At 61.7% G+C, this 23,446-nt stretch carries 26 protein-coding genes and 1 tRNA gene; 17 read left to right on the plus strand and 10 right to left on the minus strand.

The genetic code is table 11. The annotated features are described in order from the left end of the window. Positions 1-167 precede the first annotated feature (167 nt). Positions 168-2,054 (minus strand): helicase C-terminal domain-containing protein, encoded by a 1,887-nt coding sequence (locus tag B2G88_RS13310; protein ID WP_087715042.1) that lies wholly within the window; start codon positions 2,052-2,054, stop codon positions 168-170. Positions 2,055-2,258: 204 nt separating this feature from the next. Between B2G88_RS13310 and B2G88_RS13315 the strand changes: the two genes are divergently transcribed. Continuing rightward, positions 2,259-2,347 (plus strand) — tRNA-Gly (locus B2G88_RS13315). Positions 2,348-2,587: 240 nt separating this feature from the next. On the opposite strand, the gene B2G88_RS13320 is transcribed toward B2G88_RS13315, so the two are convergent. Then, on the minus strand, positions 2,588-2,833 hold the full coding sequence (locus B2G88_RS13320; RefSeq protein ID WP_054863610.1) for a DUF7561 family protein: 246 nt from the start codon (positions 2,831-2,833) through the stop codon (positions 2,588-2,590). A 119-nt stretch (positions 2,834-2,952) separates the two neighbouring features. Here B2G88_RS13320 and B2G88_RS13325 point away from each other — a divergent pair, with 119 nt between their 5' ends. Continuing rightward, positions 2,953-3,882, plus strand: coding sequence for a YkgJ family cysteine cluster protein (locus B2G88_RS13325; RefSeq protein ID WP_087715043.1), 930 nt, complete (start codon positions 2,953-2,955; stop codon positions 3,880-3,882). A 71-nt stretch (positions 3,883-3,953) separates the two neighbouring features. Here the strand turns inward: B2G88_RS13325 and B2G88_RS13330 are convergent, their stop codons facing one another. Further along, entirely contained in the window at positions 3,954-4,886 is a 933-nt protein-coding gene (locus tag B2G88_RS13330) for an alpha/beta hydrolase (RefSeq protein ID WP_087715044.1), read from the minus strand. Between the two features lie 189 nt (positions 4,887-5,075). Continuing rightward, positions 5,076-5,249, minus strand: coding sequence for a DUF5786 family protein (locus tag B2G88_RS19625; RefSeq protein ID WP_245835397.1), 174 nt, complete (start codon positions 5,247-5,249; stop codon positions 5,076-5,078). A gap of 108 nt (positions 5,250-5,357) precedes the next feature. Between B2G88_RS19625 and B2G88_RS13335 the strand changes: the two genes are divergently transcribed. Next, the gene (locus B2G88_RS13335) at positions 5,358-6,365 is read left to right on the plus strand and encodes a DUF5784 family protein (RefSeq protein WP_054863257.1); all 1,008 of its coding nucleotides are present in this window, start codon (positions 5,358-5,360) and stop codon (positions 6,363-6,365) included. A gap of 193 nt (positions 6,366-6,558) precedes the next feature. On the opposite strand, the gene B2G88_RS13340 is transcribed toward B2G88_RS13335, so the two are convergent. Further along, positions 6,559-6,846 (minus strand): DUF5789 family protein, encoded by a 288-nt coding sequence (locus B2G88_RS13340; protein ID WP_054863258.1) that lies wholly within the window; start codon positions 6,844-6,846, stop codon positions 6,559-6,561. 161 nt (positions 6,847-7,007) lie between these two features. Here B2G88_RS13340 and B2G88_RS13345 point away from each other — a divergent pair, with 161 nt between their 5' ends. After that, the gene (locus B2G88_RS13345) at positions 7,008-7,823 is read left to right on the plus strand and encodes a PHP domain-containing protein (protein WP_054863259.1); all 816 of its coding nucleotides are present in this window, start codon (positions 7,008-7,010) and stop codon (positions 7,821-7,823) included. 56 nt (positions 7,824-7,879) lie between these two features. Continuing rightward, positions 7,880-8,044 (plus strand): DUF6757 family protein, encoded by a 165-nt coding sequence (locus tag B2G88_RS19630; protein ID WP_176393242.1) that lies wholly within the window; start codon positions 7,880-7,882, stop codon positions 8,042-8,044. Positions 8,045-8,092: 48 nt separating this feature from the next. On the opposite strand, the gene B2G88_RS13350 is transcribed toward B2G88_RS19630, so the two are convergent. Next, positions 8,093-8,416 (minus strand): 4Fe-4S dicluster domain-containing protein, encoded by a 324-nt coding sequence (locus B2G88_RS13350; protein ID WP_054863260.1) that lies wholly within the window; start codon positions 8,414-8,416, stop codon positions 8,093-8,095. Between the two features lie 129 nt (positions 8,417-8,545). Here B2G88_RS13350 and hemB point away from each other — a divergent pair, with 129 nt between their 5' ends. From hemB to B2G88_RS13375, 5 genes are all read left to right on the plus strand, one after another. Next, a complete protein-coding gene (hemB, locus tag B2G88_RS13355) occupies positions 8,546-9,559 on the plus strand; it encodes a porphobilinogen synthase (protein ID WP_087715045.1) in 1,014 nt (337 codons plus the stop codon). 417 nt (positions 9,560-9,976) lie between these two features. Further along, a complete protein-coding gene (locus tag B2G88_RS13360) occupies positions 9,977-11,743 on the plus strand; it encodes an ammonium transporter (protein WP_054863261.1) in 1,767 nt (588 codons plus the stop codon). 247 nt (positions 11,744-11,990) lie between these two features. Beyond that, entirely contained in the window at positions 11,991-13,265 is a 1,275-nt protein-coding gene (hemL, locus tag B2G88_RS13365; RefSeq protein ID WP_087715046.1) for a glutamate-1-semialdehyde 2,1-aminomutase, read from the plus strand. Positions 13,266-13,332: 67 nt separating this feature from the next. Next, positions 13,333-14,013 (plus strand): hypothetical protein, encoded by a 681-nt coding sequence (locus tag B2G88_RS13370; RefSeq protein ID WP_054863262.1) that lies wholly within the window; start codon positions 13,333-13,335, stop codon positions 14,011-14,013. 68 nt (positions 14,014-14,081) lie between these two features. Continuing rightward, positions 14,082-14,768, plus strand: coding sequence for a hypothetical protein (locus B2G88_RS13375; protein WP_245835399.1), 687 nt, complete (start codon positions 14,082-14,084; stop codon positions 14,766-14,768). 30 nt (positions 14,769-14,798) lie between these two features. Here the strand turns inward: B2G88_RS13375 and B2G88_RS13380 are convergent, their stop codons facing one another. Continuing rightward, positions 14,799-15,164 (minus strand): group I truncated hemoglobin, encoded by a 366-nt coding sequence (locus B2G88_RS13380; RefSeq protein WP_054863263.1) that lies wholly within the window; start codon positions 15,162-15,164, stop codon positions 14,799-14,801. Between the two features lie 152 nt (positions 15,165-15,316). On the opposite strand from B2G88_RS13380, the gene hemC reads away from it, so the two are divergent. The 4 genes from hemC to B2G88_RS13400 are packed head-to-tail and all read left to right on the plus strand — an operon-like array spanning position 15,317 to position 19,589. Next, complete coding sequence (hemC, locus tag B2G88_RS13385) at positions 15,317-16,456, plus strand: hydroxymethylbilane synthase (RefSeq protein WP_087715047.1); 1,140 nt, start codon at positions 15,317-15,319, stop codon at positions 16,454-16,456. A gap of 15 nt (positions 16,457-16,471) precedes the next feature. Next, on the plus strand, positions 16,472-17,293 hold the full coding sequence (cobA, locus tag B2G88_RS13390) for a uroporphyrinogen-III C-methyltransferase (protein ID WP_054863264.1): 822 nt from the start codon (positions 16,472-16,474) through the stop codon (positions 17,291-17,293). A 28-nt stretch (positions 17,294-17,321) separates the two neighbouring features. After that, complete coding sequence (locus tag B2G88_RS13395) at positions 17,322-18,059, plus strand: uroporphyrinogen-III synthase (protein ID WP_087715048.1); 738 nt, start codon at positions 17,322-17,324, stop codon at positions 18,057-18,059. A 48-nt stretch (positions 18,060-18,107) separates the two neighbouring features. Beyond that, complete coding sequence (locus B2G88_RS13400) at positions 18,108-19,589, plus strand: single-stranded-DNA-specific exonuclease RecJ (protein ID WP_087715049.1); 1,482 nt, start codon at positions 18,108-18,110, stop codon at positions 19,587-19,589. Here the strand turns inward: B2G88_RS13400 and B2G88_RS13405 are convergent. Next, complete coding sequence (locus tag B2G88_RS13405; protein ID WP_054863265.1) at positions 19,586-20,338, minus strand: PHP-associated domain-containing protein; 753 nt, start codon at positions 20,336-20,338, stop codon at positions 19,586-19,588. The genes B2G88_RS13400 and B2G88_RS13405 overlap by 4 nt on opposite strands. 201 nt (positions 20,339-20,539) lie before the next feature. Continuing rightward, positions 20,540-20,980 carry a hypothetical protein gene (locus B2G88_RS13410; RefSeq protein WP_342744123.1) on the minus strand — a complete coding sequence of 147 codons (441 nt, stop codon included), beginning with the start codon at positions 20,978-20,980 and terminating at the stop codon, positions 20,540-20,542. Positions 20,981-21,094: 114 nt separating this feature from the next. Here B2G88_RS13410 and B2G88_RS13415 point away from each other — a divergent pair, with 114 nt between their 5' ends. Then, positions 21,095-21,412 carry a DUF5783 family protein gene (locus tag B2G88_RS13415; protein WP_054863267.1) on the plus strand — a complete coding sequence of 106 codons (318 nt, stop codon included), beginning with the start codon at positions 21,095-21,097 and terminating at the stop codon, positions 21,410-21,412. A 77-nt stretch (positions 21,413-21,489) separates the two neighbouring features. Beyond that, positions 21,490-21,861, plus strand: a complete 372-nt coding sequence (locus B2G88_RS13420) for an iron-sulfur cluster biogenesis protein NfuA (protein WP_054863268.1) — start codon at positions 21,490-21,492, stop codon at positions 21,859-21,861. 45 nt (positions 21,862-21,906) lie between these two features. On the opposite strand, the gene B2G88_RS13425 is transcribed toward B2G88_RS13420, so the two are convergent. Then, positions 21,907-22,803 carry a ketopantoate reductase family protein gene (locus B2G88_RS13425; protein ID WP_087715050.1) on the minus strand — a complete coding sequence of 299 codons (897 nt, stop codon included), beginning with the start codon at positions 22,801-22,803 and terminating at the stop codon, positions 21,907-21,909. 401 nt (positions 22,804-23,204) lie between these two features. Here B2G88_RS13425 and B2G88_RS13430 point away from each other — a divergent pair, with 401 nt between their 5' ends. Continuing rightward, positions 23,205-23,411: a DUF7130 family rubredoxin-like protein gene (locus tag B2G88_RS13430; protein WP_054863269.1), complete on the plus strand. Its 207-nt coding sequence runs from the start codon at positions 23,205-23,207 to the stop codon at positions 23,409-23,411. Positions 23,412-23,446 lie beyond the last annotated feature (35 nt).

Below are 23,446 nucleotides of genomic sequence, written 5' to 3' on the forward strand. Positions count from 1 at the left end.
CTCGCATATATGGACAAGAATCAGGTTATCGCGCTTCTGTTTGCGCTCCTCATGGTGACGTCGATGATCGCCTGGGGGGCACTGGCGGCGTTCTGATACACACGGGGCACGCACACGCGACGTATCTTTTCGAACGCGTCCTCGAGCGTGGTGACTCGAGGACCCGGCTATCGTTCCGTATCCCAGACGTCCGCAAGCGGCGAGGAGTCGGAGGATCGACCGCGCCGTGAGCGACGAGATCGGCTGGTCGACGACCCCGACCCTGTACTCGAGGTGGAACCACCGGAGTCGGTCGAGCCGGACGAGCGGGTGCGGCCGCCGCCGGTCGCGTTCGAACCCGAACTCGAGGATCGACCACTATGACCCCCACCAGAAAGCGCCGCACGCGGCTCGAACGGCGGCAACTCGGGTGTGCTCATCCGGTCGACCTGCGCTTCGAACCAGTCGGGCATGTCCGTCTGTGCACGGTCGAACAGGTCGACCAGACTCGAGTCGGCGATATACGTCGAGCCGTAGTCCTCGGGCGCGCGAATCACCCGGCCGCAGGCCTGGATGACGGTTCGCAGAGACGAGCGGTAGTACCACGCCCACTGGCCCTCCTCGAGTCGGTGGGCGACTCTCGAGTCACCCGTGTTGAGAAACGGCGCTTTACAGAGGACCTGCCAGCGACAGAGATCGCCTTTCAGGTCGAGCGCTTCCTCCATTTTCACGGAGATGAAGACGTCTGGGTCGTCACAGGCTTTCCACTCCTCTAGGTCGGCGTCGCGGCTATCCCGGTCGTGGACGCGGATGCGCTCGCCGACGCCGAAATCCCGGAGGAGATCGGCCAGTTGCTCCTGAATCGCGTAGGAGTGTGCGTGGATCAACCCCTTCTCGTCGGGGTGTTCCTGCATGATGCGGACGATAGTGCGTGCGATTTTCGGCGTGGTGTCGTCGCGGTGCTCGTAGGTCATCTTCCCCTGTGTCACGTCGTACAGCGGGCGATTTTCGACGGGGAAGGTGTGGGAAACGTCGACCAGTGCGACGTCGTCCGGGGTGAGTCCGACCTGCCGACAGAACGCTGCCTTGTTCAAAATCGTCGCCGAGAGGAGTGCGAACTTGTTCCCGCGGTCCCAGACCGTATGCTGGAGGTACTTCTCGGGATTCATCGGCTTGATCGTCAGCGGCCCGCCCGCCGGCTCGTCACTGTCATTGTTCTCGCGGGTGCTCGCCGACGGCTCGGACTGATCGACCAGCCACGTCGTCGGACTCTGTGGATCACGATAATCCGAGACGAACCACTCGAGTTCGCCGATCAGTTCCTGTAAGCGGTCGCGTTCGCGCACCTCCGCGGGGGAAAACGCCTCCTGGGCGAGCAGGTCGTCCTTGCGCCGTTCGCACGTGCTCGCGAGGTTCTCCGCGTAGCGCACGGCGCGGTCGATGCCCTCGTCCTCGAGGTCGGGAACGCGAAGATCCTCCCAGAACGGGACCGTTCGCGGGCCTAACTGGATCGTCGCGTACATTTCGGCCCATTCGGCAAGGCCGTGGGCCTCGTCGACGACGACCACGTCACGTTTGCGAAACACCTCGCTGCCCGCGGTCTGCATAAAGTACGCGAGCGTCATCGCCGCAATCGACCGATTCGAGGCAATTGCGCGGTCGGAAAAGTACGGACAACGGTGTTTGACGGAACAGTCGTAGCCCCGTTCGCGGACGCAGGGAGCCTGATTGACCGGCGTATTGCGCTCTTCGGGGAGAATGCAGGTGTAGTTCGATTTCCCGCGGATCACGTTGAGATCGGCCAGTAGGTCGTCGGAGGCAACGTCGTCTAACTGCGAGACCTGTGGCGTCGTGTAGTACGCGCCCGAGGCCTCGACCGGGTCGGCCTCATCAATTGTGCGCGCACAGCCCGCGATTGCTCGTGCGAGCAGCGACTTTCCGCTGCCGGTCGGCGCGCGCACTAACACGACATCGTTGCCGGCCGCGAAGGCGTCACGAATGTCACGGAGGGCCTGCTCCTGATTCCCGCGATAGCTCGGCGCGGGAAACGACTCGAAGATCCGCTCGGGGTTCACCGTTCACTCCACCGACCGGCGGCTTCCTAAAGGCTACGAACCGTCTCCGAGAGTGACCTGGAATGGCCCGGCCTCGAGTGTCGATTCCGGGGGAGAAATCACCTGCTACCGAGAATCAGGGAGGGCATCACAGTACACAGGTGGCGGCTACCGGCGGGTAACTGGCTGATTACAAATACGAAACCCGCCATCAGGAATCAATGTGGAAGGGTCGCTCAGCGGTAGAGCACCGCGGTGCCATCTGGCCCGCGGCGGCCTCACAGCCTCGTGGCGTTCAAATCCCACCCCTTCCGCTTGCGGTCTGCGGCTTTCGGTCCCGCACCGGCTGCGGGCACCGTCATGGTTGTGATTGTGGTTGTGGTCGCGATGCGGTCGCAGTGACAGTATCACAGCACGCAACACGCTCCATCGTGGCTCCCCATCACGATGCTGTGATACGGGGCGGACTCCCCACCGCCCCAGTTCATGGTCAGGTTCCAGCGGTCGTCACCGCCCACCACGAATTTTTTTGAGAGTCACCCGGACAGCGCCGTCTACAACGCGCCCACGCGAGAGGTCTCTCCGTCCACCTGCTCGAGTCGGTCGACGTCTTCGGCCGTCGGATTATCCGGCAGCGCCTCGATACAGGGGTAACAGAGCAGGTGCTCCGTGCCGTCCTCGAACTCGAGGGTCATCGCGGTGCCGTCGCTGCCGTCGTTCTCGCCGAACGTCCAGATGTTGGCGATGCCGCCGGCAACTGAGACCGTTCGACCGCAGCCGTCACAGGAGGTCTTACCCATACGTAGCCCTGGGAATCGAACGGTGAAAGTCGTTCCCCCAAGCGGATGCGTCGGCTCGGGAACTCACGCTGCCTGCCGCCGGGCGAGCGGTTATCCGTCCTGACACGATACCCTCGCATATGGAGGTCAACTGCGAGGGCTGTGCAGGCTGTTGTATGGACTGGCGACCGCTGCTCGCAGAGGCTGGCAACGACGAGAGCGCCAACAAGCGACGCGCAGAGCCACTGCGCGACGACGCGACTCGAGCACCCCTCGACGGCGACACCAACTTCGTCCCGCTCACCCGCGACGAGGTCCGGGCGTTTCTCGAGGCGGAGATGGCCGACGCGCTGACACCGCGATTCTGGCGGGCTGCAGACGAACACGAGGCCGTCGCAATCGATGGCTACGAAGTGGCGTCCGTCGCTGATCGCCCCGTGTTCTTTGTCGGCTTGCGAAAGCCGCCGAAGCCGGTTGCTCCCTTCGATCTCGAGGACGAATCGTGGCTGCCGGCCTGCGTCTTTCTCGATCCGACGACGCTGCAGTGTCGCATCCACGACAGCGACCTGCTCCCCGACGAGTGCAGCGCGTACCCGGCGCACAATATCGCCCTCGAGCAGGAAACCGAGTGCGAACGCGTCGAGGCGGCGTTTGGCGGCGACCGCCTCGTCGACAACTCTGTTCCCGAGGATCTCGACGGGCTCTTGCTCGGCTCGCAGGCCCTCGGCGAGAAGCTGTTCTGCCATCCCCGACCCGAGCGACTCGAGGGCGTCGTCGAACGCACGGCGAGCGGGAATCTTACGCGGGAGGATCGTGCGGAGTGTCTCGCCGTCGCCGCGGCCTCGAGCGCCGGCACGGTCGCGATTTCAGACTATCATTACGAGTGGGGCAAAGAACAGGCGCTCGAGGAGAGCGATTCGTGGGTCACGGACGCACTCGAGGAGTGGGAGTCGCGCCGCGAGGATGCCGACGGCGTTCCGTCAGCGGCCATCGCCGATGCCGTCGAAACTGCTCGCGGCGCACCAGAAACGCCGGGCTGGGATGCCCTCGAGGAGTATAGTAGCCACTGAAAGTCAGTGCACACCCAATCGCATGACGGCTATGCGATTGGTGTGTAAACAGTTTCAGTTGTTACTATAGGTTAGGCCTCGAGTGCGTCCGCGAGATCGGCGGCGACGTCTGCGATGGCCTCGCGGGCGCGGTCGACCTCGCGCATCGTCATGAAGCCGTGAACCATGGCCTCGTAGTTTTCATACCGTGTGGCGACACCGTCCCGAACGAGCTGTTCGGCGTAGGCCCGGCCGCCGTCGCGAAGCGGATCGAAGCCCGCGGTGAGGACAGTCGCGGGGGCGACGCCGGAAAGATCACAGGCGTTCGACGGATCGGCGTAGGGATTGCGCCGATGAATCTCGTTGCCGTAGTAGCACGCCTCAAACCAGCGCATATCCTCCTTCTCGAGGACGAGCCCGGCGTGTTCCTCGACGGATGGCTGGCCCTCCTCGACGCCGATGGCGGGGTAGATGAGCGCCTGATAGTCAACCTCGGGACCGTCGCGTTCGGCGGCCATCAGTGCGCTCACGGCGGCGAGCGTCCCACCGGCGGAGTCGCCTGCAACCGCGACGCGTCCGTTCCCGGCGATTGCGTCGGACTTTGCGGCCGCCCACTCGAGGGCGGCGTAGGCGTCGTCGACCGCTGCGGGGAAGGGGTGTTCAGGCGCGAGTCGGTAGTCGACGGAGAGGACGGCACAGCCGCTCTCTCGTGTGAGATGTCGGCAGAGCCAATCGTGCGTCGCGATGCTTCCGAGGACGAACCCGCCGCCGTGGAAGAAGACGACCGTGGGGAACGGCCCGTTCGCTTCGGGAAGGTAGAGCCGAGCGTCGATATCGCCTGCCGGGCCGGGGATCGTCCGGTCGATAGTCGCCCCGACGCTCAGGGCGTTTCGGTTCTGAATCCACATCGCACCCCGGCTGAGCAGCCGGAGGAGTTTCAGTCCGTGGCGGCTGTGAGGGAGCGAGAACCGCCCCTGGCGATCCATTGCGTCCCTGGCCTGCGGATCGATCTCGTTGGCCTGCATACACTATCGTTCGGCGAACCGAGGCTAAGCCTTCCGGACTCGAGTAGGTGGTCTTGCTGGTCAGGCGCGCTCGCTGTTCGTCTCGAGCAAGTGCTCCCATACTAACTGATTCAGTCACAGTTGCGCCTCAGTGGCCTCTGTGGGATTGGCAAAAAGGATGCCCCGCGGGTCTCGAGTCGGTCGAGTTCGCTACTTCGATTTGATCTCTTCGAACTGACTCAGTAAATCCTCGGTCGACTCGCCGGAATCATACTCCACTTCACCGTGATAGATCGTCCGCTCGTCGTCGAAATCGGCATCCACTCTCGAGGATTGGGCTTCGCGTCGCTCGTGTTCATCTTCGTCATAGGCACCCATTGACATGGTAGACAGACACACATAGGGCAGAACCATACATCAATGTAACGGTTACCCATACCACACTTTAAGCGCGCACGTAAGACGTATGTTTGCCTGTTCCGTAGCATACCTGTGGCACAGCCGCTTCGCTTTCGATACTCGCCCGAGACCTGGAGCGAGCAACGAGTTCGACAGGACATTTTACAGCCGCTCAGGTCGAATATCGGGGCTCGAGCCGTCACGCCGACACACGAAATCGGCGCACACTGGACGACACACCGATTCGAGATGCAAAACGGCGACGTAGCACTGTTCGCACGCGACGACTCTGAAGCCTACTGGATGGGGAACACCGAAACGCCGTCATCGCTGTGGCGAACCGACAAACATGGCTGGACCGAGATTCCGTATCACGTCTCCCGGTGGGCCCAGCGGGAACTCCTCGAGATACTTCACGAGGAAGATCCGTGGCTCGCCGATTACCCTCATATTTCGTGGTTTTTCTTGCCCGTGTTCATGTCCAAAGATGGGCGTGAATCGACGCGTGCGTTTTTCCGACAACACGCCGCTGGCTTCCCCGATGCGAGTCGGCGCGAGACGACACGGTACTTCGAGGACTTTCTCACAACTGGCGCGCTCGATGAGTACCGACACGTAATGTCCGGGAAACTGGGCACGAGTGACCACGTCGACCGGGTTCGCATGAGCGCAACGATGGGCGAGTTCATCGCCGCGAAAATCCTCACCGACGCCGGCTACGAGGTCGTCCCTGAAATCGAGGTGACGACGGGACACTCACTCGACTACCGCGCCAAAGACGATGAGACGAACACACTCGTCGAAGTAACGCGACCGCAACCGCCGATGAACCGCGCCGCAGAAGGGCCGGTCGCCGCCGTTCGCGACACCGCCGAAACGAAAGTTAACGGCCAACTCGCCAACCACGGCGGCGGCGCAGTGTTGTTCGTCGACTGCTCGAGTTTCCGTGATGACGCCTGGGCCGCCGTCCGCGGCGAGCAACCCGACGTACGTCACCGCCCGGCCGTCGTCTATCGCGCCCGGCCGAACGGCCACGTCGAAGCCTACCAGAAGGGGTCGGTCCCGCTCGAGTTTGGGGACAGCCTCGAGTTCGTGGACTGAAGGTGGAGGCGGGCGCTTGAGGCGACTGTATAATTTACCGAGTTCTACCAGTGCCCTGGTTGGCTTAGTTGAGAATACCGCTCGCAAAGCGAGCGGTTTCACCGAGTGCGCCGACGGCGCACTCGGCCTTTTCATCGAAGTTTTTGCGCGAGTGGTTCGCCTACGGCGAACCCGACGCGGAAAAAGTTCGTTCTTAGAACGAAACGGCGTCGGGAGCGTATGGGCTACCGACCGGCGTCGGATCGCGGTCGCTGTAGCCGACGCGGCCAATCGCCTTCTCGCTCACGGCCGTATAGATCGCAAAGCGAGCTTCCTCAGGGTTGTTGAAGGTTTCCGACTCGAGACGAGCGAGTACGTCACCGACCTGTTCCGATCCGTTTGGGAGTTCGAGCGTGTGATCGCCGTAGTCGGCAATCAGGTCCTCGGTCGTTGCAGGGTAGTCGTAGTCGTCGATGACGTCGCCGGTACCATTGAGCAGCATTACACCTGCAACTGTGTGAACAATGATTATAAACATTGTCCATGATCAACCTCTAGCGATTGGGAAGACCTAATATGCCTAGAGTGGGGCATGCCAGAAAACCACAAGACGAAGCAGCGGACACAGAAACGGCTTTCCGCGCAGGGACGCTCGAGTGAGCTATGCCCTATGCGGATTTGCACGTGCACACAACCCGCTCGGATGGCAGTCTCGAGCGGGGCGAGGTGCCTGCCGTTGCGAACGAGTACGGCGTGTCGGTCGTCGCGTTGACGGACCACGACCGATTGCAGCCGGTCGCAGAACCAGTCGTCGAACGCGAGGGCGTCACGATCATCAACGGAATCGAGCTTCGGGTCGAAGTTGACGAAGACAACGCAAACGCCAGCGCCGATGGCCGACGCGGTGGGCAACGCGTCGACCTGCTCGGCTACGGCGTCGAACAGACGAGCGACCTCGAGTCACTGGTCGAACGCATCCAGATCAATCGGATCGAACGCGGACGGGCGATTGTCGAAAACGTTGAGGACCGACTCGGCATCGAGTTGCTGGTGACCGTCGACGACGGCTTCGGTCGACCCCACGTCGCCCGCGCAATCGATGCCCATCCTGAAACCGAGTACGACTACGAGGGTGCGTTCGACGACCTCATCGGCAACGACGGCCCGTGTTTCGTCCCGCGGGATATTCCCACGTTCGACCACGGACAGGCAGTCCTCGCTGACGCCTGTTCCCTCGTCGGCCTCGCACACCCACTCCGCTATCCCGATCCCGAAGCCGCACTTGCACTAACTGCCGACCTCGAGGCTGTCGAACGCTGGTATCCCTACACCACCGATGTCGACCACTCGCTCGTCGAGGAGGCACTCGAACGCCACGATCTGTTCCCGACTGGTGGGAGCGACGCTCACGAAACGGAACTCGGCATTGCTGGCCTCTCTCGAGCGGCGTATCAACGGCTTTCGTTGTCAGAAGAGTAATACAAATTCCCGCCGAGAGCGGAGGGTTCAATGCACCTGAGCCCATACAGTGGTCTATGAACTGCCACTACTGTGACCGTGAAGCGGCCTTCGCAGCTGACTCCGACGGCCTCAAAGTCGGACTCTGTGAAGACCACTTTCGGGAACGGTTGCAGGAACTCGCAGAAGCAGATGGGCTCGAGACACTCAAAGAACAAGTCGACGTTGATCGAGCCGAATAACGACGCTCGCAGTTCTTTTCGCTGTGTGTACTCCGCCCACAGCGACGGTTACGCCGACCGCCCAGCGTCGACGTCAATCGCATCAACCGGACAGACGTCAACACAGAGCATACAATCGATACACTGTGTCTCGTTCGCGGGGTCGGCTTTCTCCTCGCTTTCGGGGTGACCCGGCGTCTCAACCCACTCAAAAACATCGACTGGGCAATCCTCGAGACACGCGCCGTCGGCGAGACAGATGTCGAAGTCAACGGCGACGTGGGTGCCGTGGATGCCCAGTTCCTCGGGTTCGTCGACGGGTCCCCAGACGACGTGGCCGTTGTGCTCGTCGACCTGGTCGCGGTTCTCGTGGAACTGTGGATCTATGGCCATTGCTAGCAATTCTAAACGGTGGACACTTAAAAGTATATACTCGCTGTTGGCCGCTGACGGACTAAAATGCGGGGACTCATTCCTCGAGAGAGCGCGTCGTTTTTGATTCGGCCGCTTGTAGTCCAAGGCATGAACCTCACTCACCGCCCCCGCCGACTGCGACAGGATCGGGTCCGCGGACTCGTCAGCGAGACGAGCCTCGAGCCGTCCGATCTCATCGCCCCCATTTTCGTCGACGCGACGACCGACGAGCGCGTCGAAATCGAGTCGATGCCCGGCCACGAGCGCGTCCCGGTCGACGACGCCGTTGCTCGCGTCGAAGACGTCCTCGAGACCGGCGTCGAGGCCGTCATGCTCTTTGGCATTCCCGAATCCAAAGATCCCGAAGGCACCCGCGCCTGGGCCGACAACGGCGTGGTACAGGAGGCCACGCGGCGCATTACGGACGCCACCGACGCCTACGTCATCACCGACGCCTGTCTCTGTGAGTACACCGACCACGGCCACTGCGGGCCACTCGAGGAGGAACTGCGCGTCGAGGACCACGAGCACGGCGCGGACTGTGCGCACGATCCGACGCTGACCGTCGACAACGACGCGACGCTCGAGGCGCTCGAGCGCATTGCCGTCTCCCATGCCGAGGCAGGCGCGGACATGATCGCACCGAGTGGCATGATGGACGGGATGGTCGGGGCGATTCGGGACGGACTCGACGGGGCGGGCTACGAGCACGTCCCGATCATGAGCTACGCGGCGAAGTACGAGAGCGCCTTCTACGGCCCGTTCCGGGATGCAGCAGACGGCGCACCCTCCTTCGGGAACCGGCGACACTACCAGATGGATCCCGCGAACGCGCGCGAGGCCATGCGCGAGGTGCGCCTCGACGCCGAGCAGGGCGCGGACGTGATGATGGTCAAACCCGCCCTCCCCTATCTCGACATCGTCAGCGCCGTCCGCCGAGAGTTCGACCACCCCGTCGCCGCCTACAACGTCTCCGGCGAGTACGCCATGCTCCACGCCGCCGCCGAGAAGGGCTGGCTGGATCTCGAGGCAGTGGCACTCGAGTCGCTACTCTCGATTAAACGCGCGGGTGCGGACCTGATTTTGACGTACTTCGCGGAAGACGTCGCGCGCGAACTGTAATCCACTCGAGTCGACCCCGATTTTGACGAACGTCAATCCGCGTACTCGAGCGATGCGGGCGTGGCAACATCTGCCGCGCGCGAGCAGATTCGATGTCACGAGCCGTGATTTCGTGCCAAATCGCTACTCGAGCCAGCACACACTGCAAAGAACCGGTGGACGAACGGCCAATATATAACGACTATCGAAAACGAGGGTAAAGTTCAACACCATAATACACATTATATCTGTTTTAAATTCTGACGATGATACCTATTACACGCTATTTTTCGACGAATATCAACGCTAACCCTTATATTGGGTAAGTCCATGCCAGTCAAACGTGATTCAGAACACAAGCGGATGCGGATTGGGAGAAATGGTGGACAAACGTCTATCGATATTCGATAGTGTAACGGGTTCCATGGGGGCACACGAATGATCGAGCTACTCGAGCCGGTCACCCTGCAGGCAGAAGGCGACCTCGAGTCGCTCGCGACCGGGATGAACCTGATGTGGGCGCTGACGGTCACGTTCCTGATCTTCTTCATGCACGCCGGCTTCGCGATGCTCGAGGCGGGCCAGGTTCGTTCGAAGAACGTCGCAAACCAGTTGACGAAGAACATGCTGACCTGGGCAATTGGCATCTTCGCGTTCTTCGTGATCGGGATGGGGATTTCGAACAACGTCGGCTCGATGCTCGGCGGTGGCGAGTCCTCGCCGCTGACGATGTTCGGTGAAGGATCGTTCGACTGGGCAATGTGGCTGTTCAGCGCGGTGTTCGCGATGACAGCTGCAACGATTGTTTCTGGTGCTGTCGCTGGTCGCGCGAAACTCCGCGCGTACGTGGCCTACACCTTCCTGCTTGCAGCACTGATCTACCCAGTCGTCGCAGCGATGGTCTGGTACGCCCCTGGTGGCGAACCGATCCTCGCACAGTTCGGCTTCGCTGACTTCGCGGGCGGCATGGTCGTCCACGGCGTCGGCGGTGTTGCCGGCCTCACCGCAGCGTGGATCCTCGGCGCTCGCATGGACAAATACAACGACGACGGCAGCGTCAACATCATCCCCGGCCACTCAATGACCTTCGCCGTCCTCGGGACGCTCATCCTCTGTTTCGGCTGGTTCGGCTTCAACGTCGGAACCGCCGCAACGGTCATCGACCCCGCAACGCTCGAGTTGGCTGACTTCGACTACGTCGGCAGCGTCGCGATGGTCACCGCTCTCGGCATGGGTCTGGGCGCACTGGGTGCCTCGACCGTCTCGATTGTGATGAACGGCAAAGTCGATACGCTCTACGTCGCAAACGGCATGCTCGCAGGCCTCGTCGGTGTCACCGGTCCAACGGACCTCATCACGCCGATGGGCGCAATCGCGATTGGCTTCCTCGCTGGCGCACAGCTCCCAATCGTCTTCAAATTCGTCGAGCAGAAACTCAAGATCGACGACGTCTGTGCAGTCTTCCCGGTCCACGGATCTGCCGGGATGCTCGGCCTGATCATCTACCCGCTCTGGTCCATCGAGGGCACGGCAATCGGCGGTGGCGTCATCGCCGGCGGCATCTTCTCGATTGAAGCAAGCGCGTTCGTCCCACAGATCGTCGGCGTCGCCGTCATCACGATCTGGACGGTCGTCGCAACCGCAGCCGTCTGGGGCGCGTTCAAGGCAATCGGCCAGGCACGCGTCACTACCGATCACGAACGTGACGGACTCGACCTCTCCGAACACGGCGTCGATACCTACCCCGAATTCGGCAAACCTGACGTCGCCACCGACGGCGGCATGACAACTGACGACGACATGGAAGACAAAATCATTCGTACTGACGGTGGAGAACCAACCGACGACGACCCCAACGACGGCGAACTCAAGATGGTCACCGCGATCATCCGCCCGGACCGCCTCGGTGCAGTGAAAAAGAGCCTCGCAGAGACTGGTGCGCCGTCACTAACCGTCACCAACGTCTCCGGTCGCGGCTCCCAGCCCGCAAAGAAGGGCCAATGGCGCGGCGAGGAGTACACCGTCGACCTCCACCAGAAGGTCAAAATCGAGTGCGTCGTCGCCGACATCCCAGCGGAGGAAGTCGTCGAAGCAATCGGTGAGGCTGCAAACACCGGCGAACCCGGCGACGGCAAAATATTCGTCCTCCCCGTTGATGGGGCCTACCAGGTCCGTACCGGCAACACCGGACAGGACGCAGTCTAAGAACACGGACTCGAGGTCGTCACACGCGCGTGTCGCCGACACGCGTTCGCGAGCATCGACTCGCCGACCCACACGAACATCTTGGCTGGCTTCGGCACACTGACGTTTTACTTTTCTTGACAAACTGGATGTAAATCGATTGAATCGACTCACCTCGAGCAGGAGACCCTGCATACGACGGGGCGACTCGAGGTGTCGACAATCGCACCCCGGTACTACTTTCCCGACGGATTGCTTACGGCCAGCTATGAACGACGACAATTCACGCGAGCTGTATGACCGAGCGCTGTCGGTCATGCCTGGCGGGGTCAACTCGGCCGTTCGTGCGGCAATCGAACCCTATCCGTTCTTTGTCCAGAAAGGCGACGGCGGGCACATTATCGACGCGGACGGCAACCGCTACATTGACTGGGTGATGGGTCTGGGGCCGCTCATGCTGGGCCATGACCTCCCACAGCCAGTCAAGTCGAGCATTCAGCAGAAAGCAAGTGAGGGACCGATGTACGGTATGCCGACCGAAATCGAGGTCGATCTGGCGGAGTTCGTCGTGCGTCATGTGCCAAGCGTCGAGAAGATTCGGTTCGTCAATTCGGGCACCGAAGCGACCACCTCCGCGGTGCGCCTCGCACGCGGCTACACTGGCCGGAACAAAATCGTCATCAATCAGGGCGGCTACCACGGTGCACAGGAGTCGACGCTGGTCGAGGGCGACGCCGAGAACACCGCGCCATCCTCGGCGGGTGTGCCACAGGCCTTCGCCGAACACACCCTTCCCGTACCCTTTAACGACGAGGAAGCCGTCCGCAAGGTCTTTGAAAAACACGGCGACGACATCGCAGCCGTGATGACCGAGCCGATTCTGGGCAACTATGGCATCGTCCATCCCACCGACGGCTATCACGACTTTTTGCGGGAGATCACCGAGGATCACGGCTCGCTGTTGATCTTCGACGAGGTCATCACCGGCTTCCGCGTTGGCGGTCTCGGCTGTGCCCAGAGCGAGTTCGGCGTCACCCCCGACCTTACCACGTTCGGCAAGATCATCGGTGGCGGCTTCCCCGTCGGCGCAATCGGCGGCAAAGCAGAGATCATCGAACAGTTCGCCCCCTCCGGCCCCGTCTTCCAGGCCGGAACCTTCTCCGGCCACCCCGTGACGATGGCTGCCGGCCTCGAGACCCTCAAATTTGCCGCCGAAAACGACGTCTACGACCACATCGACGGACTGGGCGACCGTCTGCGCTCTGGCCTCTCCGACATCGTCGCCGAGCAGGCACCGGAGTACACCGTCGCCGGCACCGCGGGCATGTTCAAGGTGATTTTCACCCGCGATGGCGAGGCTCCACAGAACGCTGCCGACGTGAAAAACGCCGAAACCGACCGCTGGCGACGCGTCTTCTGGGGTCAGATGAAAGACCAGGGAATCGTCCTCTCGCAAAACCAGTTCGAGTGCCAGTTCGTCAGCTACAACCACACCGACGAAGACGTCGAGGAAACGCTCGAGGCGTACAAGGAAGCACTCTAATAGCGACTGGGAGCAGACAGGACGTCGCCCCTCCTTCTTTTTATACGATAGATTACTAGGCTAACGTATGGCGACAACACCGGCCAACTATGGCCGAGTCGATTCGAAATGGCTGCAACCCCTCGAGTACTGTCTGTTCGCGACAGCAGCGATATTCGGATTGCTGGTGCTCCTTCCGGTACTTGTTGAGAGTGGCCTCGTCGGGAGTCTGGCCGTCGTCTATTCGATGGGACTGCTGGCGCTCGTTCCGCTCGGATTCGTCTTCGGCCTCATCGTCGCAGTGTTGCTGTATCTGGACTCGAGGCACGTGCGCACGGCGGGCCTCGAGTGGGCACCGTCACCGGGGCTGTACGGAGTCCTCGGATTGCTCTTTTCGGGGCTCGCGGTAATCGATTACCTGTACAAGCGAAACGAACACGCAACCGGCCTCCCGACGAGTTCGCGGTGGTGGTACGGCGTCGTCGGGCTGGCGGTACTTGCACTCCTCACCGCCGGACTCCAATCCGTCACGTCTACGTGGCTCACCCGACTCCCGGAGTTGCTCGTTACCGGACTGCCAATCTGTCTGTACAGGGACAGTGGCTACCTGCGGGAAACGACTGACTGGCGCCCAAATCCGGCAACGTACTTCACAGCCGCGTGGGTCGTCCTCCTCGTGTTTATTCTGTTTTCGACCATCGGTGCGGTACTCGTTGTGACACTCCTTGCCGTCTACGGCATCCAGCGCCACCGGGCGCTCGAGCACTGAACAGCACTGCGAGTGCGACCGCGTTTCAAGAGTTACTATACCGCTCGAAAAACGAACCACCATAGAGAGTGACTGAAGTCACACGACTGACTGCCGTCTCGAGTGAGTGGGCGCGCCTGCTCGAGCGACTGCTGTATCTCTTTCCGCCGGTGATCGGCGTCGGTATCGTCGGTGTGCTACAGGACGCTGAGCCCGGCGTACCGGGGCTCCAGCAGGGGTTGATCCTGTTCGGAACGTTCGGCTATACGGTGTTGACTCTCGGCGTGACGGCGACGGTCGTCCTCGATGCGCGGCGGGTGAGACGCCAGCCGCGTGCGAGTGGGAACTGGCGACCGCGCGTGTGGCTCTACGGCGGGGCAGCAGTGCTTTCGCCGGCGATTGCGGGCGTCATCTACCTCATCCAGCGTCATCGTCAGTTCGGCACGCCATCGGGCTGGTCCGGCTGGTGGATCGTCGTCGCGATCTCGCTCGCCTCGACGCTGTTCGGGATCGTCGCGGCGACAGTTGCGCTCGTATTCGCCATGCCCGGCCTCTTTACGACCGCAGTCGGCCTCGCGGGTGCGATTGCCTTCGGCTCGTTTCCGGTTGCGATCCACCAGGACGCGGCGTACGTCAGCACCGAACGCACGAACTGGCGGCCAAATCCCGGCTTCTATCTGGGCGTCGCGTTTTTGAGCCTGTCTATACCGCCGCTGCAGCCGCTGGTCGCAGGCTACTATCTGTACAACCGCCACAGGGCAATCGGGACACTGTGATCGCACTGCACACTCGAGTCGAAATCGGATTCAATCCGCCGCAGTCACAATCGCACCGCGATAGCTCGCAATCTCCTCGAGGACGGCCTCCCGGTCCTCCTCGGGCACGTCATACTCGGCAAGTGTCTCCTCGAGGTGGGTTGCAATCGCCCCGAACTCCGAGGGTGTGATACCCATTCCGGCGTGGGCGGATTCCATCTCATCGCCGGTGTAGTCGACCGGGCCGCCGGTGACGGAACTGATGAACTGGGTCTGGTGGGCGCGTTGTTTCTGCATGTCGGTGTCTTCAAAGTAGTATGCGACCTGTTCATCTGCGAGGACGCGGTCGTAAAACGAGTCGACGACGGCTGCAATCGCGTCTTCGCCACCGAGTCGTTCGTACAGTGTATCGCTCATCCGGTCATATGTAGCCGTTTGATACAGTATAAGTCGCGTCCCGAACACCTTCGAATGGTAGTTGATAACTCGCCCCTTCGTTCGTGGCAACTGCCCGACGGGCGCGTCGGACAAGCGTGCGCTTTTCATACTCGAGGCGACGACTCATTCCTATGAAAACGCGTGGGACGTTACGACTGGCGACGCGAGGGTCAGATCTCGCCCGGCGCCAAGCCGGCCTCGTCAAAGAGGCCCTCGAGGATCGCCGATACGAGGTCGAACTCGTGACCATCGAGACAACGGGCGACGAAATTCAGGACGAACTCATCCACCGACTGGGGAAGACGGGCGCGTTCGTCCGCGAACTCGACGAGCGTGTCTTAGAGGGCGACCTCGACGGCGCGATTCACTCGATGAAGGATATGCCGACCGAACAGCCCGACGAACTCGTCACGGCTGGCGTGCCCCAGCGTGGCCAGCCGGGCGACGCACTCGTCACACCTGACGGAACGACGCTCGAGGACCTGCCCGAAGGCGCACTCGTCGGCACCTCGAGTCTGCGCCGGCGCGCACAACTGCTCTCGGAACGGCCGGATCTCGAGGTCGAACCGCTGCGGGGCAATGTCGATACGCGCCTCGAGAAACTGCTCGCGCCCGCGCTGCAAGCAGAACACGAGGCGCGAACTGACGCCGACAAAGAGCGCAAGGGCAACACCGGTGACGAGGACTTCGAACCCGAATACGACCAGACGGTCGATGAGTGGTTCGACGGGCTTTCCGAACTCGAGAAGCAGGCGCTCGGCCGTGAGATCGAAACGGAGTACGATGCAATTGTCCTCGCCGAGGCCGGCCTCGAGCGCAGCGGACTCACTCACTACGTCGAGTATCAGGAACTGCCGACGGACACGTTCGTTCCTGCACCGGGTCAGGGCGCACTTGCCGTGACCGCACTCGAGGACGAGACGGCTCGCGAGATACAGAGCGTACTCGATCACCCGCGAACGCGTGTCGAGACAACTGTCGAGCGAAGCGTGCTCGCAGAACTCGGCGGCGGCTGTATCGCACCAATCGGCGTCTACGCCGTTGTCCAGGGCGAGTACGTCAATACCGCAGTCACCGTCTTCGACCAAGACGGAGACGAATCGGTCATCGCAAACCGCGACCTGTCTGTCGAGAACCACGCCGAGGCTGCCCGCGAGTTCGCACGCGATCTCGGCGAGCGTGGCGCGACAGAACTGATCAAACGTGCAGAACGCGACGAAGACGGCGCGGATACTGCCGTCTCCGAGGAAGATAAGCCATCGGGCAAGTAGAGAGAGCGTACGACAATGTCAGGAACCGACTTCGGAACCGAGCCGGACGCTGGGACCGTCTATCTCGTCGGTAGCGGCCCCGGCGATCCTGAACTGCTGACCTGCAAGGCCAGACGCCTGCTCGAGCAGGCGGATTTCGTCCTCCACGACAAGCTTCCGGGGCCGAAGATTATCGACTTGCTGCCCGACGACCGTCGAAAAGATGTGGGCAAACGTGCACACGGCGACCGCACGCCACAGTCCGAAATCAACGAACTGCTGGTCCAACATGCCCGCGACGGCCAGTCCGTCGTGCGGCTCAAAGGCGGCGACTCGTTCGTCTTTGGCCGCGGCGGCGAGGAAGCCGAGTATCTCGCGGCCCACGGCATCCCCTTCGAGGTCGTTCCCGCAGTCACCTCAGCAGTCGCCGCACCCGCTGTCGCCGGTATTCCCGTCACCCACCGCGATCACGCCTCGAGCGTCTCGTTTGTGACCGGTCACGAAGATCCGACCAAACCCGAATCGACGGTCAACTGGGCCGCACTGGCCGACACCGGCGGAACCATCGTCGTCCTCATGGGCGTCACCCGCCTGCCCGACTACACCGACGCGCTGCTCGAGGCCGGCATGCCCGCGGAGACGCCCGTTGCACTCGTTGAACGCGCGACCTGGCCGAACCAGCAGGTCGCAACGGGCACCCTCGAGACGATTGTCGATGCACGGGATTCGGTCGGGATTGAACCACCCGCAATCACCGTTATCGGCGACGTTGCGGGCACGCGCGAGTCAGTTGTCGAGTTCCTTGCGAACGAGTCCGCTGCCGGAGCCAGCGACTCAGCGACATCGACTCGAGAGTGACAAAAGTCCTGAGACCGAACTGCGAGCAATGACTCCCGCTCCCACCGTCGCCGTCTTCCGACCCGATGATAACCGCATCGATGACGCCACCTCATTGCTCGAGTCACTCGGCGCAGAGCCGATTCCAGATCCGATGTTAGCCATCGAGCCGACCGGCCAGACGCCGCGAACCGACGCCGACTACGTCGTCCTGACGAGCAAGACCGGCGCGGAACTCGTCGCCGAGGCGGGCTGGGCCCCTGGCGAGCAGACCGTCTGTGCAATCGGCCCCGCAACGGCCGACGCGCTCGAGGCTGTCGGCTACGACGTGGATTTCATTCCTGAAGAATACACCTCGAGTGGTCTCGTTGCCGATCTCGAAGCCGACGTCGACGGCGCGCGTATCGAAGTCGCCCGCAGCGATCACGGCAGCCCAGTCCTGCTCGAGGGACTCGAGGGCGCAGGCGCGTACGTTCACGAGACGGTTCTCTACCGGCTGGTCCGACCCGAGGGAAGCGGCAGATCAGCCGAGTTGGCCGCCGCAGGCGACCTCGATGCGGCCTGTTTCACCTCCTCGCTGACTGTCGAACACTTCCTCGAGGCTGCCGGCGTTCGCGGCGGACGCAACGCGGCACTCGCTGGCCTCGAGAATGCTGTTGTCGGCGTTATCGGCGAACCAACCGCGGAAACCGCGCGGGAACTGGGTGTCGACGTCGATCTGGTCGCGAGCGAAGCGACGTTCGACGCGCTCGCGCGCGAAACGGTCACTGCGCTCGCCGAGCGCTGACCCAAGAGACCGCGACTTTATCAGGAAAGGCGCACCAAGAGAGTGTCGATGGCCGGGCCGATTCCCGAACTCGAGGAGCGAGCGACGCGTTGTGCACAGCGGCTGTGTGAGGCCGACCGCGTCCTGCTGGCCTCGCATATCGACGCCGACGGACTCACGAGCGGCGCAATCGCAACGCAGGCACTCGAGCGCGCGTCGATTCCCGTCGAAACCATTTTCGAGAAGCAACTCGACGACGACGCAATTGCCGCGATTGCGGCGACTGAGTACGACACTGTCTGCTTTACTGACTTCGGGAGCGGCCAACTCGATAGTATCGCCGAACACGAAGACGCAGGCGCATTTACGCCGATCATCGCCGACCACCACCAGCCCGCCGACAGCGACACGGAGTATCACCTCAATCCACTGCTGTTCGGCATCGACGGTGCCTCCGAACTTTCCGGTGCGGGCGCGAGTTACGTCCTCGCTCGGGCGCTCGCAGACGTTGCAGACGAAACCGGCCTTGCGACCGACGGCGGCACTTCGGGTGCAACGACAGACACAGCGACCGATGCTCGCGCCGACAACCGCGACCTCGCCGCACTGGCCGTCGTCGGCGCTGTCGGCGACATGCAAGCGTCCGGCGGCAAACTCCAGGGCGCAAACGAGAAAATCGTCGCTGAGGGTGTCGACGCCGGCGTCCTCGAGACCGGGAAGGACCTCGCACTCTATGGCAAACAGACCCGGCCGCTCCCGAAACTCCTCGAGTACGCAAGCGATGTCCACATTCCAGGCATTTCGAACAACGAGGCAGGAGCACTCCAGTTTCTCGAGGATCTCGACCTCGAACTCAAAGCCGACGGCGAGTGGCGACGGTGGTCCGGGCTGACCAACGACGAGAAACAGACTGTCGCGAGCGCGCTCGTCCGAAAGGCCGTCTCGACAGGCGTTCCCGCGGGCAAAATCGACGGCCTCGTCGGCACTGCCTACGTGCTGAGCGAGGAACCCGTCGGCACCGAACTGCGCGATGCAAGCGAGTTTTCGACCCTGCTCAATGCGACCGCTCGCTACGAGCGCGCCGACGTCGGTCTCGGGGTCTGTCTCGGCGACCGGGAGGGCGCACTCGAGCAAGCCCGAACGTTGCTTCGAAATCACCGCCGAAACCTCTCGGAAGGGATCACCCTCATCACGAACGAAGGCGTCACCCACGAGGAACACGTCCAGTGGTTCGACGCCGGCGACCGCATCCGCGAGACTATCGTCGGCATCGTCGCCGGCATGGCAATGGGCAACGACGGCGTCAGCCACTCGAAACCGATCTTCGCGTTCGCCGCGAAAAACGACGAGGAGACGAAGGTTTCAGCGCGTGGCACGCACAATCTGGTCCGACAGGGACTCGATCTCTCGAGCGTGATGAGCGAGGCGTCACAGGCTGTCGGCGGCGACGGCGGCGGTCACAACGTGGCGGCCGGGGCAACGGTTCCCGCAGGCGAAGAATCCGAGTTCATCGAGCATGCCAACGAACTCGTTGGCGAGCAACTGGGTTAGGACCGATCCATCGACGCCGGAACGGTCGGGATCAGTGGTGCACGCGAGGTGAGCAGATACGTCGATTTTCGGACCGCTCCCTTGGCGTACTGTACCGTGCTCTTGTGGACCGGCGTGCGCTTGCCACGAATCTGGGTCCGCCCCTCGAGGATGGCGTCGACGAGGTCGTCACCGTCGATCTCGGCTTTCGTCGGCGTGTCTGCAGTAGGTTCAACGAGGATTTCGGTGTAGGCTTTGCCGACGTTTGGCAGGTAGTGTGCATCGCTGGCACCGATTTCGGGGTATGCTCGACGGCGAGCAAACGTTCGAGCGCGACGGTTACGATAGCCGGTAAAGAGCATCGAGTTGTACGTTTCGATGGCATCGGCATCCTGAATATGACGTTTTCTGACGCCGTGGCGACTGCGCTGGAACGGATGGGGGACAACAGCGATGCCGCCGAGTTCCCGGACCGTTTCGACGGTCTCCATGAACGGCTGGCCGGGTTCAGGCCGTTCCTCGACACCGATTGCCAGAAGATGGCCGTGTCTGGTCGAGACCTCAACACCGGGAATGCCGACAAGTCCGTACTCAGGGGCGATTTCGGCAGCACGGAGGGATTCGCCGATCTCGTCGTGATCGGTGATGACGACCCCATCAAGACCGATATCAGCTGCGTGTTCTAACACGAGTTCAATCGGTTCGTGTCCGTCGTAAGAATCGTCAGAGTGAACGTGGAAATCGATTGCAAACGGAATCTGAGACGTCATCGAAGGGATAGCAGCACTACCTCGTTGACCAGTATAAACACTGTGCTGTCGAGATGACCAGCACGACCGTATTTGATATAACAATATGCAGTTTATTGGGTTTGGCAGCACACGATAGATCCATAACAGAAGCTGTGTCATACTAATCGCATAGCATCGCTCGATTGGGCGTACACTGCTTTCAGTGGCTTATTGTGCTGATTAGTCCGGCTTCGAGTCTGTCCCCGGGATAAAATCCGAGAGCGAAACCTGTTCTAACACCGCCGATACGTCGAACGGGTCCTCGAGCGCATCAGCACGCTCGTGAACTCGGTGCATACACTCAAGCAGGCCTTCGAGTGCGGCGTGGCGGGTCGAAACCCGGCCGATCTGGTCTGTGTGGAGGTAGTCACCAATCGAGTACCGATAGCGAAGTTCCCAGTAGCAGTGAAGGCCGAGACCGGGGTGACAGCGGTCAGCACTCGTCTCATCGGCGATCAGTTCGATTGGAGGCTGTCGATATCGGTAGACGAATCGGCCCTGACAGAACTCGAGTGCACCCCATCCCGGCGGCAACGCTTCCGGTGGGATCGGACGCTGATCCGAGAGCATGTGCGAGGGTATCGCGAGTGCAGCGGGAGTTCGTTCCCCTTGCGTACGCATCCACTGCTTAGGCCCCCAGATACGACATCACCCGTCGCGAGTGTCTCGTGTGCCGATTCATCGGCTACGGGACCAATCGTCCGACTTTTGTCCTCGCTCGCGCTGTACTCCGATATGGCTGACTTCGACCCCGAGAAATTCGAAGACAAGTACGCCAACTACTTCCCCGAACTCCAGCAGGCGTATAAAAACGCGTTCAACCGCATGAACGACCAATACGACTCCGAACTCGTCCATGCAATCGATCAACAAGTTCTCAATGAGAGCGAGCCCTTTTATGACGGAAACGGCGAGTTCACCATCGAACTCCCCGATAATCCCTACGGGCGACTATCAGGTATCGTCGTCGAGCAAGACCGCTTCGAGGAACTCCTCGAGATCCACGTCGGCGAAATCGAAACTGAACTCGAGCGTATTTTCGAGTTCCAATAGGGTGACGACCCCAGTGTACAGGTCGACCGAACACGAACGACGGAAGGTTTAGGGGCACTCACACCCAAGTGGCTCGTATGAGTACCGAGACCCAGAACGACGGGGACGACCTCGAGGAGCGCGTTTCGAACTTCCTGCGGCGAAACTTCCCGCAGATTCAGATGCACGGCGGTAGCGCGGCAATTCAGGATATCGACCGCGAGAGCGGCGAAGTCACCATCGCACTGGGCGGTGCCTGCAGTGGCTGTGGTATCTCGCCAATGACGATTCAGGCGATTAAGAGCCGAATGGTCAAAGAAATCCCCGAAATCGAGAAGGTCAACGCCCACACTGGGATGGACGGCGGCATGGGCGGCGAGAGCGGTGGCGGTGGCATGGAGCCGTCGTTCCCCGGCGAAACCGTCGATGACGACGGTGCAGCCGACGAAGGTCCTGAGGCCCCGTTCTAACGTTTCATCAGTGTTTAGCAGTCGATACCGCTGTTTTCACACCTCTCAGCGAACGCCAGCACCGGCTTCCCAGGTTCGGACGAGCGCCGCCAAGTGCCGATTCGCCGGCACCGCGACCGAGTCGGGGGCTTGCTCGAGCACATACCCGTTTATCGCGTCTATTTCAGTCCGCTGACCGGCACGAACGTCCTGGGCCATCGACGACGTGTTCGCAGCTGTTTCGGTTGCGACTCGCTCGAGTGCGGTGAGTGCTGCCTGCTCCGAGAGCGAGATGCCGTTTGCACGGGCGACACGGGCAGTTTCGCGTGTTGCCGTGCGAGCGGGGTCTGCTGCTGGGTCCTCGAGAATCGCGCCGTTTGACGTTCCAGTAAGCGCCGTAACCGGGTTGATTCCCGCGTTAACGGCGAGTTTCTCCCAGAGTCGACGCGGCATGTCGGTCGCGACAGTCGTTTCGATCCCAGCCGCCTCGAACGCTGTGCCGACCCCCTCGACGATGGGTGTTCGACCGCCGGATCGAGCGCCAAGGACGACGGTTCCCCGGCCTGTACACGCCACGACACCTGGCTCCTCAAGCAATGCGCCGTAGGAGACAGTTCCGGCGAGGATGGGACACTCGAGGCGGTCTGCGAGGAGGGTTTCGTTCCCCATTCCGTTCTGAACCGAGAGAACGGCATCGAACGAGCCGGTCGCCAGTTCGGCGGCGGCAGACGGGGTATCGAAGGCCTTGACGGCGACAATCGCGAGGTCAGCCGAGAGTCCGGTGATGTCGGTCGTCACCGCAGGGGTGACGTGATCATCGAACTCCCCCGTGAGCCGAAGGCCGCCGTCACGGAGCGTCCGGGCCTGTGCCGGACGAGCAACAAGTGTGACCTCGTGCTCCCGGGCGAGCAGTCCACCGAGGAGACTCCCAAGGCTGCCAGCGCCGAACACGACGATATCCATACTCGAACGTGTGAGTACGGGATGAAAACAGATTCGGCCAGCGAGCCAGTGCTCGAGGACAAGACGACAAATCTGTGGGACAGTATATATGGTAAACCATAGAGTGCAATATAGAATAACATCTTAGCGAGAAAGTCGTGAACGACGGTCAGGACCGTGTCGGCTTCTGCTCACGGGCCGCAGGCCCGTTCGCACGGCCCGAGTGATCTTCGATCCCTCGCTGTCCTCACCCACCCTACTCGCTTGTGCTTCCGCCGAACCGGAAGCCCGGCACTCCTTGAGGGTGGGGCCTCCGCCTCGTACTTGATGAATTACCACTGAATTCGATTTTCAGCGCTTCTAACGGGTGGACGAGGCGTTTAACACGACTCGAGACGTTCCAGTAAATGAGGTGTGTTAGTATGACTCAAGAAATAGATAGCAAACCCGCAAACAAAGAGGAGACAGAACTGCCAATCGGGGAGCCAACAGAGCCAGACGAGCGACCGCATCACTTCTGGCGCTGTTCGAACTGCGGCGAAACGGGCCGTCTGGCGGATGAATTACCCGCTACGTGTCCGAACTGCGGTGGCCCAAAAGAGGAGTTGTACTATCGAGAAGAGGACTGATCGACCCGGAGATCGGATCGCTACCGTGTGCTCGC

The organism is Natronolimnobius baerhuensis (assembly GCF_002177135.1).
Lineage (GTDB): Archaea > Halobacteriota > Halobacteria > Halobacteriales > Natrialbaceae > Natronolimnobius > Natronolimnobius baerhuensis.

Coding starts and splice junctions, on each gene's coding strand:
- B2G88_RS13320 (WP_054863610.1), bottom strand. CDS start 2,833: ATGGGTAAGACCTCCTGTGACGGCTGCGGTCGAACGGTCTCAGTTGCC.
- B2G88_RS13325 (WP_087715043.1), top strand. CDS start 2,953: ATGGAGGTCAACTGCGAGGGCTGTGCAGGCTGTTGTATGGACTGGCGA.
- B2G88_RS13330 (WP_087715044.1), bottom strand. CDS start 4,886: ATGCAGGCCAACGAGATCGATCCGCAGGCCAGGGACGCAATGGATCGC.
- B2G88_RS19625 (WP_245835397.1), bottom strand. CDS start 5,249: ATGTCAATGGGTGCCTATGACGAAGATGAACACGAGCGACGCGAAGCC.
- B2G88_RS13340 (WP_054863258.1), bottom strand. CDS start 6,846: ATGCTGCTCAATGGTACCGGCGACGTCATCGACGACTACGACTACCCT.
- B2G88_RS13345 (WP_054863259.1), top strand. CDS start 7,008: ATGCCCTATGCGGATTTGCACGTGCACACAACCCGCTCGGATGGCAGT.
- B2G88_RS19630 (WP_176393242.1), top strand. CDS start 7,880: ATGAACTGCCACTACTGTGACCGTGAAGCGGCCTTCGCAGCTGACTCC.
- B2G88_RS13350 (WP_054863260.1), bottom strand. CDS start 8,416: ATGGCCATAGATCCACAGTTCCACGAGAACCGCGACCAGGTCGACGAG.
- hemB (WP_087715045.1), top strand. CDS start 8,546: ATGAACCTCACTCACCGCCCCCGCCGACTGCGACAGGATCGGGTCCGC.
- B2G88_RS13360 (WP_054863261.1), top strand. CDS start 9,977: ATGATCGAGCTACTCGAGCCGGTCACCCTGCAGGCAGAAGGCGACCTC.
- hemL (WP_087715046.1), top strand. CDS start 11,991: ATGAACGACGACAATTCACGCGAGCTGTATGACCGAGCGCTGTCGGTC.
- B2G88_RS13370 (WP_054863262.1), top strand. CDS start 13,333: ATGGCGACAACACCGGCCAACTATGGCCGAGTCGATTCGAAATGGCTG.
- B2G88_RS13380 (WP_054863263.1), bottom strand. CDS start 15,164: ATGAGCGATACACTGTACGAACGACTCGGTGGCGAAGACGCGATTGCA.
- hemC (WP_087715047.1), top strand. CDS start 15,317: ATGAAAACGCGTGGGACGTTACGACTGGCGACGCGAGGGTCAGATCTC.
- cobA (WP_054863264.1), top strand. CDS start 16,472: ATGTCAGGAACCGACTTCGGAACCGAGCCGGACGCTGGGACCGTCTAT.
- B2G88_RS13395 (WP_087715048.1), top strand. CDS start 17,322: ATGACTCCCGCTCCCACCGTCGCCGTCTTCCGACCCGATGATAACCGC.
- B2G88_RS13400 (WP_087715049.1), top strand. CDS start 18,108: ATGGCCGGGCCGATTCCCGAACTCGAGGAGCGAGCGACGCGTTGTGCA.
- B2G88_RS13405 (WP_054863265.1), bottom strand. CDS start 20,338: ATGACGTCTCAGATTCCGTTTGCAATCGATTTCCACGTTCACTCTGAC.
- B2G88_RS13410 (WP_342744123.1), bottom strand. CDS start 20,980: ATGCGTACGCAAGGGGAACGAACTCCCGCTGCACTCGCGATACCCTCG.
- B2G88_RS13415 (WP_054863267.1), top strand. CDS start 21,095: ATGGCTGACTTCGACCCCGAGAAATTCGAAGACAAGTACGCCAACTAC.
- B2G88_RS13420 (WP_054863268.1), top strand. CDS start 21,490: ATGAGTACCGAGACCCAGAACGACGGGGACGACCTCGAGGAGCGCGTT.
- B2G88_RS13425 (WP_087715050.1), bottom strand. CDS start 22,803: ATGGATATCGTCGTGTTCGGCGCTGGCAGCCTTGGGAGTCTCCTCGGT.
- B2G88_RS13430 (WP_054863269.1), top strand. CDS start 23,205: ATGACTCAAGAAATAGATAGCAAACCCGCAAACAAAGAGGAGACAGAA.